General features: G+C 59.8%; 16 protein-coding genes. 1 reads left to right on the top strand and 15 read right to left on the bottom strand.

What is annotated here, in order from left to right:
* Positions 1-57 precede the first annotated feature (57 nt).
* The 4 genes from T518_RS01715 to brnQ all read right to left on the bottom strand — a co-directional run bounded on the left by T518_RS01715 (position 58) and on the right by brnQ (position 5,268).
* Positions 58-2,298, bottom strand: a complete 2,241-nt coding sequence (locus T518_RS01715) for an alpha-galactosidase (RefSeq protein WP_036374172.1) — start codon at positions 2,296-2,298, stop codon at positions 58-60.
* Positions 2,299-2,412: 114 nt separating this feature from the next.
* Complete coding sequence (locus tag T518_RS01720) at positions 2,413-3,255, bottom strand: HAD hydrolase family protein (RefSeq protein ID WP_036374174.1); 843 nt, start codon at positions 3,253-3,255, stop codon at positions 2,413-2,415.
* A gap of 73 nt (positions 3,256-3,328) precedes the next feature.
* On the bottom strand, positions 3,329-3,706 hold the full coding sequence (locus tag T518_RS01725; protein WP_036374504.1) for a nitrous oxide-stimulated promoter family protein: 378 nt from the start codon (positions 3,704-3,706) through the stop codon (positions 3,329-3,331).
* Between the two features lie 236 nt (positions 3,707-3,942).
* On the bottom strand, positions 3,943-5,268 hold the full coding sequence (brnQ, locus tag T518_RS01730; protein WP_036374177.1) for a branched-chain amino acid transport system II carrier protein: 1,326 nt from the start codon (positions 5,266-5,268) through the stop codon (positions 3,943-3,945).
* A gap of 179 nt (positions 5,269-5,447) precedes the next feature.
* Here brnQ and T518_RS01735 point away from each other — a divergent pair, with 179 nt between their 5' ends.
* Positions 5,448-5,888, top strand: coding sequence for a hypothetical protein (locus tag T518_RS01735; protein WP_051652133.1), 441 nt, complete (start codon positions 5,448-5,450; stop codon positions 5,886-5,888).
* Between the two features lie 105 nt (positions 5,889-5,993).
* Here T518_RS01735 and T518_RS01740 read toward each other — a convergent pair whose 3' ends face one another.
* From T518_RS01740 to T518_RS01795, 11 genes are all read right to left on the bottom strand, one after another.
* Complete coding sequence (locus T518_RS01740) at positions 5,994-6,806, bottom strand: G5 and 3D domain-containing protein (RefSeq protein WP_036374180.1); 813 nt, start codon at positions 6,804-6,806, stop codon at positions 5,994-5,996.
* A gap of 198 nt (positions 6,807-7,004) precedes the next feature.
* A complete protein-coding gene (locus tag T518_RS01750; protein WP_036374185.1) occupies positions 7,005-7,781 on the bottom strand; it encodes a TatD family hydrolase in 777 nt (258 codons plus the stop codon).
* Positions 7,781-9,733 carry a methionine--tRNA ligase gene (gene metG / locus T518_RS01755; RefSeq protein ID WP_036374188.1) on the bottom strand — a complete coding sequence of 651 codons (1,953 nt, stop codon included), beginning with the start codon at positions 9,731-9,733 and terminating at the stop codon, positions 7,781-7,783. The genes T518_RS01750 and metG overlap by 1 nt, the downstream gene beginning before the upstream one ends.
* 124 nt (positions 9,734-9,857) lie before the next feature.
* The gene (locus T518_RS01760) at positions 9,858-11,147 is read right to left on the bottom strand and encodes a glucosaminidase domain-containing protein (protein WP_036374190.1); all 1,290 of its coding nucleotides are present in this window, start codon (positions 11,145-11,147) and stop codon (positions 9,858-9,860) included.
* Between the two features lie 165 nt (positions 11,148-11,312).
* Positions 11,313-12,344: a LacI family DNA-binding transcriptional regulator gene (locus T518_RS01765; RefSeq protein WP_036374193.1), complete on the bottom strand. Its 1,032-nt coding sequence runs from the start codon at positions 12,342-12,344 to the stop codon at positions 11,313-11,315.
* 35 nt (positions 12,345-12,379) lie between these two features.
* A complete protein-coding gene (gene galT, locus T518_RS01770; protein WP_036374196.1) occupies positions 12,380-13,885 on the bottom strand; it encodes a UDP-glucose--hexose-1-phosphate uridylyltransferase in 1,506 nt (501 codons plus the stop codon).
* A 45-nt stretch (positions 13,886-13,930) separates the two neighbouring features.
* Positions 13,931-14,920, bottom strand: coding sequence for a UDP-glucose 4-epimerase GalE (gene galE, locus T518_RS01775; RefSeq protein ID WP_036374199.1), 990 nt, complete (start codon positions 14,918-14,920; stop codon positions 13,931-13,933).
* An 80-nt stretch (positions 14,921-15,000) separates the two neighbouring features.
* On the bottom strand, positions 15,001-16,176 hold the full coding sequence (locus tag T518_RS01780; RefSeq protein WP_036374202.1) for a galactokinase: 1,176 nt from the start codon (positions 16,174-16,176) through the stop codon (positions 15,001-15,003).
* 275 nt (positions 16,177-16,451) lie between these two features.
* A complete protein-coding gene (gene rsmI / locus T518_RS01785; RefSeq protein ID WP_036374205.1) occupies positions 16,452-17,324 on the bottom strand; it encodes a 16S rRNA (cytidine(1402)-2'-O)-methyltransferase in 873 nt (290 codons plus the stop codon).
* Positions 17,321-18,079, bottom strand: coding sequence for a tRNA1(Val) (adenine(37)-N6)-methyltransferase (locus T518_RS01790; protein ID WP_036374207.1), 759 nt, complete (start codon positions 18,077-18,079; stop codon positions 17,321-17,323). Before T518_RS01790 ends, rsmI begins: the two co-directional genes overlap by 4 nt.
* The gene (locus T518_RS01795) at positions 18,076-19,251 is read right to left on the bottom strand and encodes a PSP1 domain-containing protein (protein WP_036374210.1); all 1,176 of its coding nucleotides are present in this window, start codon (positions 19,249-19,251) and stop codon (positions 18,076-18,078) included. Before T518_RS01795 ends, T518_RS01790 begins: the two co-directional genes overlap by 4 nt.
* Between the last annotated feature and the right edge of the window lie 5 nt (positions 19,252-19,256).

Raw genomic sequence — 19,256 nt, forward strand, 5'->3', positions numbered from 1 at the left:
CAGGATTGTCGGGGAATCTTTTCTCTGTTCATTCTCTCTCTTTTATCAATGAAGGAATCACTTCGCCTCGACGACAAACAAGCGCGACCAGAAGTCCGTGCAGTGCCTGCCCTCCTCACGGCTCTGCTCGCCAGCAGAAAAGTCCGTCGTATCGAGTCCGGCGCGCATGAGCTCGGCACCCGTAAACTGTCCCATCTCCTCGCGGTCGTCAATGCGGACCGTGTAGTCAGCCGCTTCATCGAGGCCGGCAAGCTTCATCCAAGTGTACGGCGTGCACGGGTGTGCGAGCATCTTGTAGTAGCCGACAATTGCCTGACGACGGTCATCCGAGACAACCATCCAGGCTGCGGCATTGCCCGTGAACGGGTCTTTGAGGCGGTAGAACGTGCCCTGCTGGATCAGCTTGCGGTACTTCTTCATGAAGCGGATCTGCTCGCGGACCTCATCGAGCTCCTTTGCTGAGAGCTTGCCGAGGTCGAGCTCATAGCCGAACGTGCCGAAGTAGGCCACGTCGCCGCGCAGTTTGAGGCTCGTATTGCGGAAGATCTGGTGGTTCGGCGCAATCGAGACGTGCGAGCCCATGAAGGACACCGGGTAGGCGTAACTCGTGCCGTACTGGATGCGCAGGCGCTCGCCGCCGTCGGAATCATCGCTCGTCCAGCACTGCGGCGCGTAGTAGAACATGCCCGGGTCAAAACGGCCGCCGCCCGAGGCGCAGGACTCGAACAGGATGTTCGGGAATTCGCTCGTCAGCCGCTCGTAGAGGCTGTAGACGCCGAGGATGTAACGGTGGAAAATCTCGCCCTGATGCTCAGGACCCCAGCCCGAAGAGCCGCACTCCGTGATACTGCGGTTCATGTCCCACTTGATGTAGTCGACCTTAGCCGTGCTCAGGACCTTGTAGATGGAGTCGTGAATGTAGTCGACGACTTCCGGACGCGAGAAGTCGAGCACGTACTGCTTGCGGCCATGCGAAGCGTGGCGGCCTTCCGTGTGCAGGATCCAGTCGGGATGCGCGCGGTAGAGCTCGCTGTCCTTGTTGACCATTTCGAGCTCGACCCAGAGGCCGAACTTCATGCCGAGGCCATTGATGCGCTCCGCGAGGCCCGTGATGCCGTTCGGCAGGCGATCTGTGTTCGGCCACCAGTCGCCAAGGCCGCTCGTCTCGCCGCAGCGCGTGGAGAACCAGCCGTCATCGAGGACGAAGAGTTCCACGCCGACATCGTGCGCCGTCTTGGCGATGCGCACGAGCTTCTCCTCATCGAAATCGAAGTACGTGGCCTCCCAGTTGTTGATGAGGATGGGGCGCACCTTGTCGCGCCAGACACCGCGCGCCAGGCGCGTGCGGTAGAGCTTGTGATAGTTCTGGCTCATGCCGTTGAGGCCATGATCCGACCAGACCATGACAGCCTCCGGCGTCTGGAACGAATCCTCAGGCGCAAGCTGCCAGCAAAATTCCTGCGGATGGATGCCCATCGTCACGCGCGTGACATCGAACGTATCGACCTCTGCCTGCGCGAGGAAATTGCCGCTGTAGACGAGCGAGAAGCCGATGGCCTCGCCCTGCTGCTCATCCGCCTGCGGGCGCTTGAGGATGAAGAACGGGTTGTGGACATGGCCCGACTGGCCGCGCAGGCTGCCGATGGACTGGATGCCAGGGCGCAGATGCGTCGCATTCTTCTGGCGCTCACGGCCCCACCAGCCGGAGAACTGGACGAAGTCGTAGTCCGCATCGGGAAGGTCAATGGCAAGGCTCATCGCGCGCGTGAGCGCCACGGTCTCATTGCCCCTGTTGACGAAACGGGCATTGCGGGCAATCGCATCGAAGTCGCGGAAGATCGTGTACGAGAGCACGAGCTCGACGCCCGTCTTCTCGTCGCGCAGCGTCACCAGCAGCGTATCTGCCTCCTCATCTTCCTCCACATACGTGGCAGGCAGGCCCTGCAGCTTCGGCTTGCCTGCGACAATCTCATGCGAGACGTAGCAAAAATCCGTGATATGGCTGCCGTCCGGCTGCGCAATCTCCACCGCGCCCTCGCGGAAATCCGTCGTACCGTACGACGGGTACTCCTGGCGCAGGTGCTCGCGCGAGAATCCGTACTCGTTGTCAAAGACATAGGCGCTGGTCGGACGGTAGTAATCCGTGTGGACGAAATGCCCGTAGTCGCGGTCTTCCGGCAGGCGCGCGCCGAAGTAGAGCTGGCCGAGATGGCCGTCGCGCAGGACCTTCATGATATAGCTGATCCGATCGTTATAGAGGTGGAATTGCTGATTCGTTGCGTCAAAAGAGATTCCCATCAAAAAACCCTCCTATAATTGTTTCTTAGCGTTTCTACTTGTTACGCTTTAATTATAGGAGGGTTATTCGTTTTGTACCATCCACATCTGTTAGGAATTAGCGGATTTTTGTTGTCACTTAGCCGTCAAACACTCAAAACGCTCGAGCAGCCAGACGATCAGGTCGTCTTCGGCGCGGCAGCCGGTGAAGTCGGCAAGTGCCTTGAGCTCATCGTGCGCGTTGCCCGAGGCGATGCCGATGTCGGCGGCCTCCAATAGTTCCCTGTCGTTGAGGTAGTCGCCGAGCGCGATGATCTTTGTCTGCGAAAATTCGGGCATCTGGCGGATTGCCTCGAACATCGAGCCTTTGGAGACGCCCTTGGCGACGAACTCGTGGTAATTGGCCTCTGAGTAGAAGTGATGCGAGCAGGCGGCCGTGCCGAATGCTTCTGCCTCACGCTCGAGCTCGCAAAGATCCGCGGGATCAGCGCAGACAAAGAACTTGAGCCATGGCGTCTTCCCGACGTCGGCCACCGCCGCGAGATCGCTGTGACAGTAGCGGTAGTGCTCGTGCGGCAGGCGCGGGTCATCGTTTGCAGGATTGCTGATGATGTGGCAATCATCCTGCGTGTAGACCTCGATGCAGGCTTTTGGGAAGCGCTCGAGGCAAAGCGCGGCAAAGCGCGGCCAGAGGTCAGGTTCCCCCTGTGCTGTCAAAGGCTTCGTCACAAGGACGCGCTCGTGCTGCCAGTCGTAGAGCATCGAACCGTTGAAGAAGACACTCGGTGCCGTGATGGCCACGCCGCCGAGATAGCCCGCCGCCGCTTCCGGCGTGCGGCCCGTCGCGATGCCGAAGTGGCCGCCTCCCGCGAGGAACGATTCAATCGCCTGCTTGTTCGCCTCCGACACGCAGCCGCCGTGCGGGATGATTGTGCCGTCGAGGTCGCTGATGATCATGTAGGATTCGTATGGTTTCATGAAGTTTTTTCTCTCTTTCCGGTTCATAATATTACTTGCAACGAAACCATTATACCATACATCTTTCCACGACTCACTTCGCCTTCACACTGCGGTTCGACTGGCGCCAGTGGCGAAAAAAAGCCACGCGCCCCAGGCGCGTCTGCCAGCCCAGCATCATGTGGCGCAAGGTCATCAGCGGGTGATGGAGCAGCATGCGCGGGCCGCCGTAGCGCATGACGGCCTGGATCTCCTGGCGCCGCGCCGGTGCGTAGCAGTGCACGGGGCAGACGCTGCAGAAGCTCTTGACCGCCATGCGCGGGCAGGCGGCGATGCGCGCTTCTGCATAGCGGGCCAGGGATTCGCACTGCGGGCAGAGCCCTTCTCTCCTGCCATGATGAGCCCGGCAGTAGATCGCGATGATCTCCGCCACGGTCTCTTGCTCCTGCTGCCGCTTCTTCTCAACATCCATCTTCAATGTCCATCCCCCGCTTTGCCAGTCGTCGCCTATCGTACTATCATCATATTCTGATGCAATCGTAACAAAAAAAGAGGAGCTACGCGGTGACTTTTGTTACGCGCAGCTCCCTGTGGATAAGTTGCCGATTTCCGCACAACTTATCCACAGCTCACACAGCAATTATCCACGGAATTTGTGGATAACTGCGAACCTGTCAAGGTCAGCCGTCCACTTTTCCAAGAAAAGCCTCACTCGGCCGGTCTTCTCTGGAAAAACGAGAGCACGAGGCCGATGGACGTGCCGCAAAGCGCCGGCACGACCCAGCCCATCGTCAGGCTGTAGAATGGCAGGTATGCCGTCAACAGCTGGTTGAGCAGATGGAAGTGGATGCCCGCGGCGTTGAGGCCGTCAATCAGGGCGAAAATCAGCGTGAGGTTCAGCGCCCAGCGGTAGACGCCCTTGCGCCAGCCAATCATGCGGTCGAACAGCGAGAGGATGACGAAGACGATGACGAGCGGGTAGATCGTCACGAGGAACGGCACAGCCAGCGCGATGATCTGCGTCAGGCCGACGTTCGAGACGGCGAAGCTGAAGAACGTGAAGAAGAGCAGCAGGCGCTCGTACGAGATGCGCTTCTTGAAGAGCTGGTTGAAGAACCAGGCGCCGCCTGAGAGCATGCCGCAGCTCGTCGTCAGGCAGGCCAGGATGATGATGGCCGCCAAGAGGCCGTTGCCCGCCGTGCTGAAGAAGATGCTGACGGCGCTCGCCAGCAGTTGGCCGCCGTTTGGCGAGTGGCCGAGCACCATCGTGCTCGTCGCGCCGAGATACGCGAGCGAGCCGTAGACGCAGGCCATCAGCGAAACCGTGATAAGGCCCGCAATCAGGCAGATGCGCCCGATGGCCCGGTTATCCGTCACGCCGCGCATGCGCACGGCATTGACGACGAGCGTGCCGATGGCCACTGAGGCCAAGAGGTCCATCGTCTGGTAGCCGTCCTGGAAGCCCTGCGTGAACGGCGCGTCGATGTAATTGCCCGTGGGCGGCAGGATCGTGCCCAGCGGCGAGAGGAACGCCTTTGCAAACAGCACGGCCAGCACGACGAGCAGGACAGGCGTCAGCATCTTGCCGACGCGGTCGATGAGCTTGTTGGGATTCAGCGAGAGGTAGTACGAAGCGCCGAAGAACAGAGCCGTGTAGACAGCCTGCCCAATCTTCAGCGAATCCTCCTGCAGGAATGGGCGAATGCCAATCTCAAAAGAGACGGCACCCGTGCGCGGCACGGCGAAGACCGGGCCGATGCAGAGATAGAGCACAACGAGCAGCGCCGTCGCGAACCACGGGTACATCCTGCTGTTGATGAGTTCGAGGTAGCGGCCGCCCTGCAGCGCGATGGCGGTGATGCCCAGAAGCGGCAGGCCGACGCCCGTCGTCAGGAAGCCCAGCATCGCCAGTGGCGTGCTCGTGCCTGCTGCCTGCCCGAGTGCAGGCGGGAAGATCAGGTTGCCTGCACCGAAGAAGATGGAGAACATCATGAAGCCGATGGTGAGCAGTTCGCTCTTCTTGAATGAATTCATGGATTGATTCCTTTTCCTTTTTCTTGATTTCGCTTAGCTTCTAGCCAGCGATACTTATTTTATCACAGGATGTACATCAGTGCAAGACCACGTGTCTCTTTGTAAAGGATAAAGACAAGAACTTCCACCCTGTTCATATGGTATAATAGAGGAAATACAGAGAAAAGGAAGTGTCTCCCATGGCAGAAGAAGCAGAGAACAACGACAAGAATGCCCCCGTGAGCATCAAGAGAGCCCACGGCCAGGAACAGCAGATCAAGATGGATGTCCTCGACATGGTCAACCGCGCGGAGGACCCCTTTGCCATCATCTACCACCTCGTCAAATGGCTCGGCGAGTTCTCCGGCGAGCCAAGCTATGCCAAGTACGTCGAAGACCAGATTCGCGCAGTCTACGGCCTGGCCCTGCAGCACGTCAAGCCCATGCAAGACGAGCTAGATGAGGTCGAGGCGCGCCTCAAGCGCATCGAAGACGCCTACGAGAAGCCTGAGTTCACCGAGGAAGAGCGCATCCGCATCGGCTTCGCGATCCAGCACCACAAGGAGAACATCGAGCGCCTCAAGGTCCTCATCAAGCAGGCCAAGGCCGACCACACGAAGATGGTCATCAAAAAAGACTGACCCCGTGCAGCAGAAATAAAGAGGAGACGGCTCATGAGGAATTCTCATGCGTCGTCTCCTCTTTATTTACGAGATGCGCGATGTATCAATGTGCTGTATGCGCTTTCAGTCGAGGACGTAGACCGTCACATAGCGGCGGCCGAAGTCCATGGCCTGGCCGTAGTCCTCCATGCAGAGGTCGATGCGGTCGCCGACGATGGCGCCGCCCGTGTCCGCGGCGATGGCCTCACCGTAGCCGGGGATGTAGAGCCGCGTCCCGAGCGGGATCACATCCGTATCGACGGCTGCGATGCCGTACTGGGCCGGGAGGCCCGAGGCCGTGATGCCCTCTCCACCGCCGTCCCACGGCAGATAAGCTGTCGCTTCCATCGTGTAGACTGCGCTGTAAGGTGCCATGCCATATGAAGTCTCAACTTGTTCTCTTGCTGGTTCCGGTTCGGCAATCTCCAGCGCTGCTGCGTTGTCCACCACCGATATGTCCATATTGCTGTGAATTTTCGTGTCCATGCCCGGCGATGCTGTCACATCGTCCGGATTGTAGCCCTGTTCAACGAGGGCGTCTTTTACGGTCTGAGTGCTGGTCAGGACCTCTTTTTTCTGTCCCTGATAGTCAATCGTGACAGGGACCGCTCGATAAATCGTGATGTCTGTGCTTCTGTCGTCTAATTTCTGTAACTGGTAGGAATCTTTGGCGCTGAGTTTCACGCCAGCTCGTTCGAGTATTGCTTCTGGATTTCTGTGTATCGTGCTGAGTTCAATCGTGTGTCCATCGACGTGGATCTGTACCTGATGCGCATTGTCGGGTGCGCCTGCGCGCGTGAAGCCCGAAGTCATCATGAGCATGATGACCAGCGTCATGCATACCAGGACCTTCTTTTCTGCTTTGTTGTGTAAGGAAATGAGTCGTCTTATACTCATTCAATCCCCCCTTTTTCTTTGATGGGAACCCTTTGAGAACAAGTTCAGTATAGCATAGCAAAAAGAGCAGTGTCAAACTGCATGGTTTTATTGTCCCACTTAAAGCTGAAATCAACCTGAAAAATGGGAACGAAAAAGTGGTGAGCGGCTCTTTCATCGAGCTGCTCACCACTTTTCTGTTTCATGTATTTTTCACGCTTATAGGCCGTATAACTGGACCGCATTCTCGGTCGTCTTCTCTGCCACTTCGTCGAGCGTCATGCCGCGGAGCTCTGCGACCTTCTCGGCGACGAACCGCACATACGCAGGTTCGTTCCGCTTGCCGCGCATCGGTACGGGGGCCATGTAGGGGGCGTCTGTCTCAACGAGCAGGCGTTCCATCGGCATGGCCTTGACGATCTCCGGCAGCTTGGCTGCGTTCTTAAACGTCAGCGGGCCGTCGACACCGATGTACCACCCCATCTTGATGAGCTCTCTGGCCATCTCATAGCTGCCCGAGTAGCAGTGCAGGACCCCACGGATGCCCTTGCCCTCTTTCTTGAGGATGGCGAGCGTATCGCCGTGGGCATCGCGGTCGTGGATGCAGACAGGCATGTGCAGCTCGCGCGCGAGGTCGAGCTGCCGGATGAAGATGCGGCGCTGCAAGGCGCGACGATCCTCATCCTTCTCCCAGTAATAGTCGAGGCCGATCTCGCCGATGGCAACGACCTTCGGCATGTCCGTCCAGCCCGCAAGGATATCGTCCTCGCGCGAGGTCATCTCAAAGGCCTCCTCCGGGTGGATGCCGACACCGGCGTAGAGGCCCTCATAGGACTCGGCCAGGTTGACAGCCCGCTCCGAGGACTCGAGCGTGTCGCCCATGTTGATCATGCGCGTGACGCCAACGGCTCTGGCTCTCTGCACCGTCTCCTTGACATCCGCCTGGAACTTCGCGTCATTGAGATGCGTGTGCGTGTCGACGAGTTCGATGCTCATCAGCGCACCTCGGTGCCGGCTGGCATGTTGACCTCGAGCACCTTGAGGCCCTTGCCGTCGCTGGCGGCGAGGATCATTCCCTCGGAGACGACGCCGCGGAGTTTGGCCGGCTTGAGGTTGACAACGAGCACGACGTGCTTGCCGACGAGCTCATCCGGCTGGTAGAACTTAGCGATGCCCGAGACGACCTGACGCTGCGGCTGGCCTTCGCCGAGGCTCAGCTGGAGCTTCAGGAGCTTGTCGGCCTTTGGCACCGGCTCTGCCGCCACGACTTCTGCTACGCGCAGTGCGACCTTGCCGAAGTCCTCGATACCGATCACGCCCGGCACTTCTTCTTTCTTCTCTGTTTTCTTCTGCTTGGCAGCTTTCTCCTGCTTTGCCTTCTTGGCAGGCTTCTCCGCCTCTTCCTTCTCTACCTCGATGCGCGGGAAGAGCTGCTCCGGCTCACCGACCTTGAGGCCGGCCGGCACGCCACCCCACGACTCGATATCCTCGATCTGGACGTCCTTGAAGGCCTGCGGCAGGTTGAGCTGCTTCCAGATGCGCTCCGCCGTGACTGGCATGAACGGGGAAATCAGCACGCTGATGACGCGCAGGGATTCTGCCAGGTTGTACATGACATTGGCAAGTTCCTGCTTCTTCTCCGAATCTTTGGCCAGCGCCCACGGCGTCGTCTCGTCGATGTACTTGTTGGCGCGGCTGATGAAGGCCCAGACCTTCTTGATGGTGGCCGAGAGCTGCATATCCTGCATGTTCTTCTTGAAGAAATCCACCGTCTCCTTGGCGTCAGCCTTGAGCGACTTGTCGACTTCACTCTCGCCTTCCGGTGCGAGCAGGACGCCGTCCTGGAACTTGATCGTCATGTTGAGCGTGCGGTGCAGCAGGTTGCCGAGGTCGTTCGCGAGGTCGCTGTTGATGCGCTGGATCAGGGCATCACGCGAGAAGTTGCCGTCCTGGCCGAGGTTGATCTCGCGCAGCAGGAAGTAGCGGATGGCATCGGCGCCGAACTCGTCGATCAGGCCGTTCGGATCGACGACATTGCCCTTGGACTTCGACATCTTGTCGCCGTCGACGATGAGCCAGCCGTGGCCGTAGACCTTCTTCGGCAGCGGCAGGTCGAGCGCCATGAGGATGCACGGCCAGATGATCGTATGGAAGCGCACGATCTCCTTGCCGACGAGATGCAGGTCAGCCGGCCAGTACTTCTGGAACTTCTCCGGATCGTCGAGGAAGCCGATCGGCGTCAGGTAGTTCGTCAGCGCATCAAACCAGACGTAGATGACGTGCTTCGGGTCGATGGGGACCGGGATGCCCCAGTCGAACGACGTGCGCGAGATGCAGAGGTCATCGAGACCCTGCTTGATGAAGTTGATCATCTCGTTGCGGCGCGAGACTGGCTGGATGAAGTCGGGATGATCCTCGATGTACTGCAGCACGCGGTCAGCGTACTTGCTCATCTTGAAGAAGTACGCCTCTTCCGATACTTCCTGTACCGGACGGTGGCAGTCCGGGCAGCAGCCGTTCTCGTCGAGCTGATGCTCCGTCCAGTAACTCTCGCACGGCGTGCAGTAGAGTCCCTTGTAGGAGCCCTTGTAGATATCGCCCTTCGCGTAGATGCGGTTGAAGATCTCCTGCACGACGCGCTCGTGACGCTTCTGTGTCGTGCGGATGAAGTCATCGTTGCTGATATTGAGGCGTTTCCAGAGATTCTGGAAGCCTGCGACGATCTTGTCGACGTACTCGATTGGCGTGACGCCTGCCTCTTCTGCCTTCTGCTGGATCTTCTGGCCGTGCTCGTCGGAGCCCGTCAGGAAGAAGACATCCTCGCCGATGAGGCGATGGAAACGAGCGATCGAGTCCGCGATCGTCGTGCAGTATGCATGACCGATGTGGAGCTTGGCACTCGGATAGTAGATTGGTGTCGTGATGTAGAATGGTTTCTTTTCCGTCATGAGATTTCCTCCCCGTCAGGCGCTAATGGAACGCCTGCGTAAAATTCAGTATCCTTGCGAATCTGTTGTGTCTATTATAGAACAATTTCCCGCAAATGGAAATAAGCGTGAGAATCAGCGCGGCTCACTTGAGGCATGCTTCGAAGATGAACTGGTTGGCCAGCACGTTCATGTTCGCCGAATTGATATCGGCTGCCTCGCCGAGTGCCTGCCATGCCTTGGCGTAGTCCTTCTGCCGGATGTAGGCGACGGCCTGCGCGTTCTTGGCATCGGCCGTCTGCGGCGTCAGGCGCAGCGCCTCCTGGAAGTCGGCGAGCGCTTCTTTCTCTTTCTTCTGGTCCAGGGCGATGAGGCCGCGGTTATACCAGGCCTGCATGAACTCCGGGCTGAGCTTCAGCAATGCATCGTAGCTCTTGAGCGCTGCCTTGTGGTCGCCCTCGCGCTGCTGGGTGATGGCGAGGTTGTAGTGCGCCGCCATCGAGTCCGGCTTTAGGCCTGCTGCCTGCTTGAAATCTGCCTGAGCCTCCTTGTAGGCGGCGCGGTTGAAGTAGACGATGCCGCGGTAGATGTAGGAGCCCGCCTCGTCCGGCATCTGGCGCACCTTCTTCTCGGCGGCGGCCAGCGAGGCATCAGAGCCATCCGGAGCCTGTGCCTGCTGCCAGAGGTAGAGTATCTCCTGGCCGTAGCGCGTGCCCGGCACAGCCCAGACGCCGTTGAGCCCCGTCCACTTCGTGATGTGGCCGTGGATGTCGGGGCGGTTGACGACGACATGCTTGTAGCGCGGGTCGACGATTGCACCGTGCGGCCGCTCCTGCGTGGCATAGGCCATAAGGTGCTGGATGTGGGCGCGCACGCCGAGCTGCGGCGTCGCAAAGCTCGCGCCCGGCTCGCGGTTGCCCGTCGCGCCAAGGCCGCAGAAGTTGTTCTGCTTCGGCGAGACGTCCCCGCCGTAGGCAAAGAAGCCCGTCTCCTTCAAGGCCTGGCACAGGGCGACGTCCGGCCGGATGCCCTCGCGGCCGGCCTCTTCGTAGTAGTAGCGGACAATGTCCTCGACCGAGCAGTTGAGCTTGGGCTGCGGGTTGCGCTTCTCGATGTAGTGGACCATCTGCTCCTCAGACGCCTCTGCCGCGCCCATGATCGTGATGGTATCGGCCGCGGCCTCCGCCTCGAGCATCGGTTCCTCGTAAGCCGGCGCCAAACGCCACTTGACGCTGTCCATCGCGCGGCGGTTGACCTTGCCCGCCATCTTCTCGGGGAACTGGGGGCGCCCCGGTATCGTGCGCACCGCAGCATCGGCCGCCTTCGACGAGGCAGCCGGGGCGGCCTGGGCCATCACCGGCGCGATCAGGGCCGGGATGGGATAGAGCGAGGCCCCGCAGAGCGCGGCCGCCAGCATCACACGCGAAATCTTCATAAAAACCTCCAGGATGTCAATCGAAATGTCAATGTCAATCGTGTCGAATGCTCAAGAGCATCCACCCCATTATACCATATCAAGGCAGTGCCCTCATCCCCGTCGCTTCCCTCGATATTTGCGGATAAAAAAGCTCCCCGCCGCTTATGCAGTGGAGAGCTTCTGTCATGCTTCTGTTTTGCAGGGGCCTGTCGACTCGCGCGTGATCAGGATGTTCTCGAGCGTGATGCGCTTGCTCTGGCCGCCGTGGATCATCTCGACGAGCACGGCGGCGGCGTTGCTGCCGAGCTGGAACATGTTCTGGTCCATCGTCGTGATCTGCGGGTCTACGAGCTTCGAGAGCGTGATGTTGTCGAAGCCGACGACCGAAACGTCCTGCGGCACGCGGAGGCCGAGGCGCTTGCAGGCGCGGATGGCCCCCGTCGCCATGAGGTCATTGCAGCAGAATACTGCTGTCGGAGCGAGCTCCGGCATCACCTTCATGAGCTTGATGCGCGCAGACGTCACCGTATCGATGTTGTTGCCCTCACCGATGTCGACGATGTCTTTCTCATTGAAGAGGCCCTGCTCCGCCATGAAGGCGCGGTACGCCCGCTCCTTGACCGTGTAGGAATCGGAATTCTCACCGCGGACAAAGAGGATGTGCTTGTGGCCGAGCCCTGTCAAGTACTCGAGCGCCTGCCTCGTGCCGAGTGCCTCGTCGTTGGCGACGTACGAGACGTTCGGGATGCGGTGATAGCCATTGATGAAGACGAGCGGCACACGCTTGACGATGCGGCGGTAGAACTCCTCGCGCAGCCCCTCTGTGTTCGGGCTGATGACGATGATGCCGGAGACACTGCGCGAGACGAGCGCATTGATGCACTCCATCTCGAGCTCCGGATCGTTCTGCGCGCAGTTCAGGAGCAAGGAATACCCCTGGCGCCGCATGGACTTCTCGATGCCGTCGATGACCTCTGCGAAGAACATGTTGTAGAGGCCGGGCACCACGACGCCGATCGTCGAGGAATGGCGCGTGTTGAGCTCGCGAGCCTGCACATTCGGCACGTACTGCAGTGCGTTGATGGCAGACTGGACGCGCTCACGCGTCTCCGGCTTGACCGGATAATTCCCGTTGACGACGCGCGACACTGTCGCGACCGAGACGCCAGCCTCTTTGGCGACGTCCACGATGGTGGCTTTCTTCTTCATTTCCATGGTCGTTCCCTGCTTTCTTTGGATGATGAGAGTCCTCAATCCTTAGCAGCAGTTGCAACGAAGCGGTCAAATGCCTCCATGCCCTTCGCGTCGCGCTTGTAGACGCCGGCATGCGTGAGAACTGTCTCGAATACTTTGCCTATTTCCTCCTCGAGGATGCCCGTGACATCCTGCTCCGATACCGTCGGGTACTTCTCGCGGAGCATCTTGTACCAGTCAGCATGGCTGGCAATCTCCGTCATGCCCGAGATATCCGGCGTCCCCTTGACGAGCTCCTCGCCGACGCGAGCCATCTCCTTCTTGAGGCGGGCCGGCAGCACAGCGAGACCCATGACCTCGATGAGACCGATGTTCTCTTTCTTGATGTGATGCACTTCGGCATGCGGATGGAAGAGGCCGAGCGGATGCTCTTTCGTCGTGCGGTTGTTGCGCAGCACGAGGTCGAGCTCGTAGAGATTGCCGCGGCGGCGCGCGATCGGCGTGATCGTGTTGTGCGGCGTGCCATCCGTCTCAGCGAGGATCTCGACGCTCGGGTCGCTGTACTTGCGCCATGCATCGAGAATCTTCTCGGCGAGGTCCGCGAGCTCCTCGCGGTCTTCGCCCTGCAGGCGGATCGTCGACATCGGCCATTTGACGCGGCCTACCTTGATGTCCTCAAAGCCCGGGAAGGTATAGAACTTCTCGATTGGGGCCTTGGCCATCGCGAAGGTGTAGCGGCCACCCTGATAGTGGTCGTGCGAGAGGATGGAGCCGCCGACAATCGGCAGATCTGCATTGGAACCAAGGAAGTAGTGCGGGAAGATCGTCACGAAGTCCAGGAGATTCTCGAAGCTCTTGCGCGAGACTTTCATCGGCACGTGCTTGCGGTTCAGGACAATGCAATGCTCATTATAATACGTATACGGGGAATATTGCAAGAACCAGCGGTGAGCCGAGAGGCGCAGCGGGATCAGGCGGTGCGTCTCGCGAGCCGGATGGCCCGGATGGCCGGCATAGCCTTCGTTCTCGCGGCAGAGCAGGCACTTCGGATAGCCCGAGGACGGTGCGAGCTTCGCCTTGGCGATGTCGCGCGGGTCCTTCTCCGGCTTCGAGAGGTTGATCGTGATGTCGAGATCACCGTACTCTGTCGCCGTCTTCCAGACGATGTTCTTGTCGATGCGGTCCTTGCGGATGTAGTTCGACGCGATGCTCATCTTGTAGAACTCGTCCGTCGCGGCCTTCGGACTGCGCGCGTAGTCATTCGTGAAGCGGCGCACGACTTCCGACGGGCGCGGCATGACACAGTCCATGATGCGCGTGTCGAAGAGGTCGCGATTCTCGGTCGTATTCTCGATCAGGCCCTTCTCGGCAGCGTAATCGAGCATGTTCTCGAGGATCGGCATGGCCGTCGGCAGCTTCTCGTCGACGAACTCCGGCTCAAAGGCATCGACTTTCAGGACGTCGAGCAGGCGGTTGGCCGCATAATAGTAGTCATCCTCGTTGATCAGCATGTTCTGCTTTGCAAAATTCAACAAGCGATTGATTTCCGTATTGATGGACATGATTTTCCTTCCTTTCACCTTTCGGCTCTTGCAAGACTGCCTATCTTATTTCTCGTAGCCGTTCGGGTGTTTCTGGTGCCAGGTCCAGGCCGTGCCGATGACCTGCTCGACGTTCGTATAGCGCGGCTTCCAGCCGAGGATCTTCTTGGCCTTGTCCGAGGAAGCGATGAGCTGGGCCGGGTCGCCGGCGCGGCGTGCGCCCATCTCGACCTTGATGTCCTTGCCCGTCGCCTTCTTTGCTGCCTCGATCATCTCCTTGACCGAGAAGCCCTTGCCGTTGCCGAGGTTGAAGATATTGCTCTCGCCGCCCTTGCGCAGGTACTCGAGGGCCAGCACATGAGCGTCAGCGAGATCGATGACGTGGATGTAGTCGCGCAGGCACGTGCCGTCCGGCGTCGGATAGTCATCGCCGAAGACCGTGATGTGATCGCGCTTGCCGAGCGGGACCTGCAGGATCAGTGGGATGAGGTGCGTCTCCGGGTTGTGGTCCTCGCCGATGGAGCCATCGTCGAGTGCACCGGCTGCGTTGAAGTAGCGCAGCGAGACGTAGCGGATGCCGTTCGCGCGGCTGACCCACTTCATCATCTTCTCCATCGTGCGCTTCGACTCGCCGTACGGGTTCGTCGGCTCCGTCGGATCGTCTTCCATGATCGGCACGCGCTTCGGCTCGCCGTAGACAGCAGCCGTCGACGAGAAGACGATCTTATCGACGTTGTTGCGTACCATCGCCTCGAGCAGCACCTGCATGCCGTAGACGTTGTTGTTGAAGTACTTCAAGGGTTTCTGGACGCTCTCACCGACGAGGGAGTTCGCTGCGAAGTGGATGACCGCCTCGATGTTGTTCTCCGTGAAAATCTTGTCGAGAATGGCTGCGTCGCGGATGTCGCCCTCGTAGAACTTCGCCTTCGGATTCAGGGCATCGCGATGACCCGTCTGCAGATTGTCGACGATGACAACGTCTTCGCCCTTCGCCACGAGCTGATGGACTGCATGAGAACCGATATAACCAGCGCCGCCACAAACCAGAATAGACATATGTGATCTTCTCCTTTTTTCTTTCATGATACAACAGATTGTATCCGGAAACCTTACCGACTTGTTAAGATTCTGTTATGTCAGCCCTCGATGCGGTGCGTGCCGTCCGAGATGCTGGCGACGACGAAGCTCGGCGCGTAGCCAATCTTCTCCGTGTATGCTTCGCCGACATTCTTCTTGAATGCCTCGATGGCATCGTTCTTGACGAGGCTGACCGTGGAGCCGCCGAAGCCTGCACCCGTCATGCGCGAGCCGATGACACCTTCCTGCTGCCATGCGATCTCTGCGAGCGTGTCAAGCTCCTTGCCCGTCACTTCGTAGTCGTCGCGCAGCGAGAAGTGTGACTCGTTCATCAGGCGGCCGAACTCCGTGACATCATTGTTCTCGAGTGCCTTGACGGCGTCGAGCGTGCGGTTGTTCTCGTAGACGGCATGGCGTGCGCGATGACGCTCGAGGACTTCCTCGATGTGGCCGGCAATCTGATTGAATTCGTCATTGCCGAGCTCGCCGAGTGCCTTGAGCTCCGGCTTGACTTCCTTGAGCTCGTTGAGCGCATGCTCGCACTGTGCGCGGCGGACATTGTAGGCCGAGGAAGCGAGGCTGTGCGGCTTGTTGGTGTTCGTGATGACGATGCTCGCGTCCTCAAGCGCGATCTTGCTGTAGCGATACGAGAGCGTGTTGCAGTCGAGCAGGATAGCGCAGTCCTTCTTGCCCATGCCGACAGCGAACTGGTCCATGATGCCGCAGTTGACGCCGACGAACTGGTTCTCTGCCTTCTGCGAGAGCTTGACCATCTCGATCATGTCGAGTCCGAAGCCGAATGCCTCATTGAGGATGACCGACGTCAGCACCTCGAGCGAAGCCGAAGAAGAAAGGCCAGCGCCTGCCGGCAGTGTGCCGTAGATCAGGATGTCGAAGCCGTGCGTGGCCTTGTGGCCAGCCTTCTCGAATACATCGACGACGCCCATCGGGTAGTTTGCCCAATCCTTGGCAGTGTCATAAGAGAGGCCCGTCATCGGGAACTCGATGATGCCCTTGTCTGCAAGGTTCATCGAGTAGATGCGCGTCGTCATGTCCTTGCGGTCTGCGACGACAGCGTACGTGCCGAGCGAGATGGCGCACGGGAAGACATGACCGCCATTGTAGTCCGTATGCTCGCCAATCAGATTGACGCGGCCTGGGGAGAAGTAGCTGCGCTCCGCTTCCCCGCCGAACTGCTTTGCAAATTCCTGTTTCATCGTCGCTAAGATTTCCATTTTTGTAACCCTCCATCGCCTTAGTTTGACTCTTCGTCTGCTTTGGCTCTGTGCGTCTCCGATCGATATGATTCGGTAAACGTTTTCTTATAGCCCCTAAAAGATGGCGCAAACCTGATTACCCGCCGATTTGCACCTTCTTTTTTCTTGTTGTCTCTAGTTTACCGCGTCTAAGCTGTATTGTCAAGTATTATTGTAAACGTTTTCTGGAATTGTTTCTATCAAAAAGAAAAGACCAGGTCGCAGCCTGGTCTTCCGTACAGATCCAATCGCTCTCACGAATCCGCCTGCAGCAAGGCGTTGTAGACATCGCGGCGCGCAATGCCAAGCGTCTTTGCCGCCTCGCGCATGGCGTCTTTCTTGCCGAGCCCTGCCGCCATGAGCTCGCGGCAGAGCGCGACGGGGTCCTTCTGCTGCGCCTCAGGTTCAGTCTCCTCGCCGGAGAAGCCCTCGACGATCAGGACGTACTCGCCGCGCGGCTCCTGCGCGTCGTAATAGTCTGCGAGTTCCTGCAGCGTGCCGCGGTGGAATTCCTCGAAGCGCTTCGTGAGCTCACGACCGAATGCAGCGCGGCGTGCGCCCCCGAGGACAGCTATGAGCTGGCGCAGTGTCGCGCGCAGGTGGTGTGGCGCCTCGTAGAAGATCAGCGTCTCACGGTGATCTTTGACCTCTGCTAGAACTTCCTTCTGCTTCTTAGCCGTCTTGGGCAGGAAGCCGACGAAAGTGAAACGCGTCGTGTCAAGCCCCGAGCAGATCAGGGCTGAAAGCCCCGCATTGCAGCCCGGAAGTGGCGAGACGCGGATGCCCGCCTCGATGGCGAGCATGGCGAGATGGCTCCCCGGGTCGCAGATGCCTGGCAGGCCCGCGTCGCTGACGCAGATCAGGTCGTGGCCCTGCAGTAGCCATTCCACGAGCTCCGGCCCCTTCGTGAACTTATTGTGCTCGTGATAGCTCGTGAGCTTCGTGTGGATGTCGAAATGCGTGAGAAGCTGGCGCGTGTGACGCGTGTCCTCCGCCGCAATGAGCTCGACCTCGCCGAGCATGCGCACAGCGCGGTACGTCATGTCCTCGAGATTGCCGATCGGCGTCGCGCAGAGGTAGAGGGTGCCTGCGGCAGCGCCCCGCTTCTCTTCCTGTTGTTCCTTCATTTGTTTTCTCCTGCATCCTGCATGCCGTAGATGGCAAGGATCTCCTCCGTATAGCTGCCGTCTTCCCGATGCACGATGAGCGGCGGCATGACCTTGAGCCCTCCAGGGGCCGCGCCGACAACGGCTTCGATGAGCATCATGTTCGGCGCCCGGCCCTCCTTCGGCTGCACCATGCGCAGCCGCTTGGGCTCCATCTGATTCTCGTGCATGGCCACGATGATCTCGCCGAGGCGCTCTGGCAAATGGACCATCGCGAAGCGGCCGCCGAACTTCAGCGCGTAGCGCGCAGCCCGCACGACGTCCACAAGCCGCGCCGTGAACTCATGGCGTGCGCGCGCGACGCCGCTCATCTTGTTGACCTGCCCGTGCGCCACGGGGCGGTACGGCGGATTGGCCAGCACGGTGTCGAAGGATTCGGCGGGATAGAGCGTGCGGATCTCGCGGTAGTCGCCCTGCCGGACCGAGATGCGCGCCTCGAGCTCATTCATGTAGACATTGCGCGCCGCGAGCTCCGCCATGACGGGGCTGATCTCCACGGCTTCGACGTGTGCAACCTCATCGGCGATGAGGAGCGGGATGACGCCCGTGCCCGTGCCGAGCTCCAGCACGCGCTGGCGTGAGCGGTAGTGCGGGAAATGCGCAAGGAGGACCGCGTCGAGCGAGAAACAGAATTCCCGCGTGTCCTGGATGATCTTGCGGCCACTCCTCATGAGGTCATCGAGCCGCTCGTGCTCGCGAAGCACTGCCTCTCTCATGACTTCGCATCCTGACGGGCCTGCTCCTTCGGCTGCCCGCTCTCCTGCTTCTCGCGCGGCGCTCTCGGACGGCGCGCATTGTGCGGCCGACTCTGGCGCTCAGCGCTACGGTTCTCGCGCGGGCGACGGCTGCGGCGGCTGCGCGAGCTGTGCTCTCTTGCCTGCTCGCTGCTTCCGTTGCTGCCATTACCATTGCTGCCGTTACCATTGCTGCCGTTGCGGCCGCTGCGGCTGCCGTGCTCGCGTCCCTCGCGGGGGCGGCGGCTGCCCGTGCGCTCGCGTTTCGATGGGCGGCGTTCTTCGCGCGGCTCCCGCTTGACCTCAGGCGTCTTTTGCTCCGCGCTCTCGACTTCGACTTCCTGCTCGATGACATCTTCCCACGCGGCGACAACCGTGCGGCTATTGTCGAGCAGGATGGTCGCCGTGCGCCGCTGCTGGTTGAGGGAGATGACCTTGCCTTCCCCATCCACCGTGACGACGCGGCCGCCCTGCTGCGGCGGTTGGATTTTCTTCACCTGCTTCGGGCACTGGCCGCAGTAGCAGTCGCTTTCGTATTTGAGGCAGCACATGAGGCGGCCGCAGATGCCCGAGATCTTCGTCGGGTTCAGTGAGAGATTCTGCTCCTTAGCCATGCGGATGGACACAGGCTCGAAATCCCCTAGGAAAGTCGCGCAGCAGAGCGGCCGCCCGCAGCAGCCGATGCCGCCCATCATCTTGGCCTCATCGCGCACGCCGATCTGGCGCAGCTCGATGCGCGTGCGGAAGACAGAGGCAAGGTCCTTGACGAGGTCGCGGAAGTCAATGCGACCGTCCGCCGTGAAGTAAAAGATAATCTTGTTGAGGTCGAACGTGTACTCAACCGAGACGAGTTTCATGGGAAGGCCGTGCTCGCGGATCTTCTTCTTGCAGATGACGCGCGCCTCTTTCTCATGCTTGCGGTTGTCCTCGACGCGCTGCAGGTCGTGCGCATTCGCGATGCGCTGGATGACCTTGAGCGGCGGGGCATCCGGTGCCGGCTCGATTTCCTCGGGACCCGTAACGACGCGCCCGCACTCCATGCCCCTCGCCGTCTCGACGATGACATGCTGTCCCTTGGCAATCGTGAGCTGCCCGGGGCTGAAATGATAGATCTTGCCCGCTGTCCTGAAGCGGACTCCGATGATTGTCTCCAATATGT

Source organism: Mitsuokella jalaludinii DSM 13811 (assembly GCF_000702905.1).
Lineage (GTDB): Bacteria > Bacillota > Negativicutes > Selenomonadales > Selenomonadaceae > Mitsuokella > Mitsuokella jalaludinii.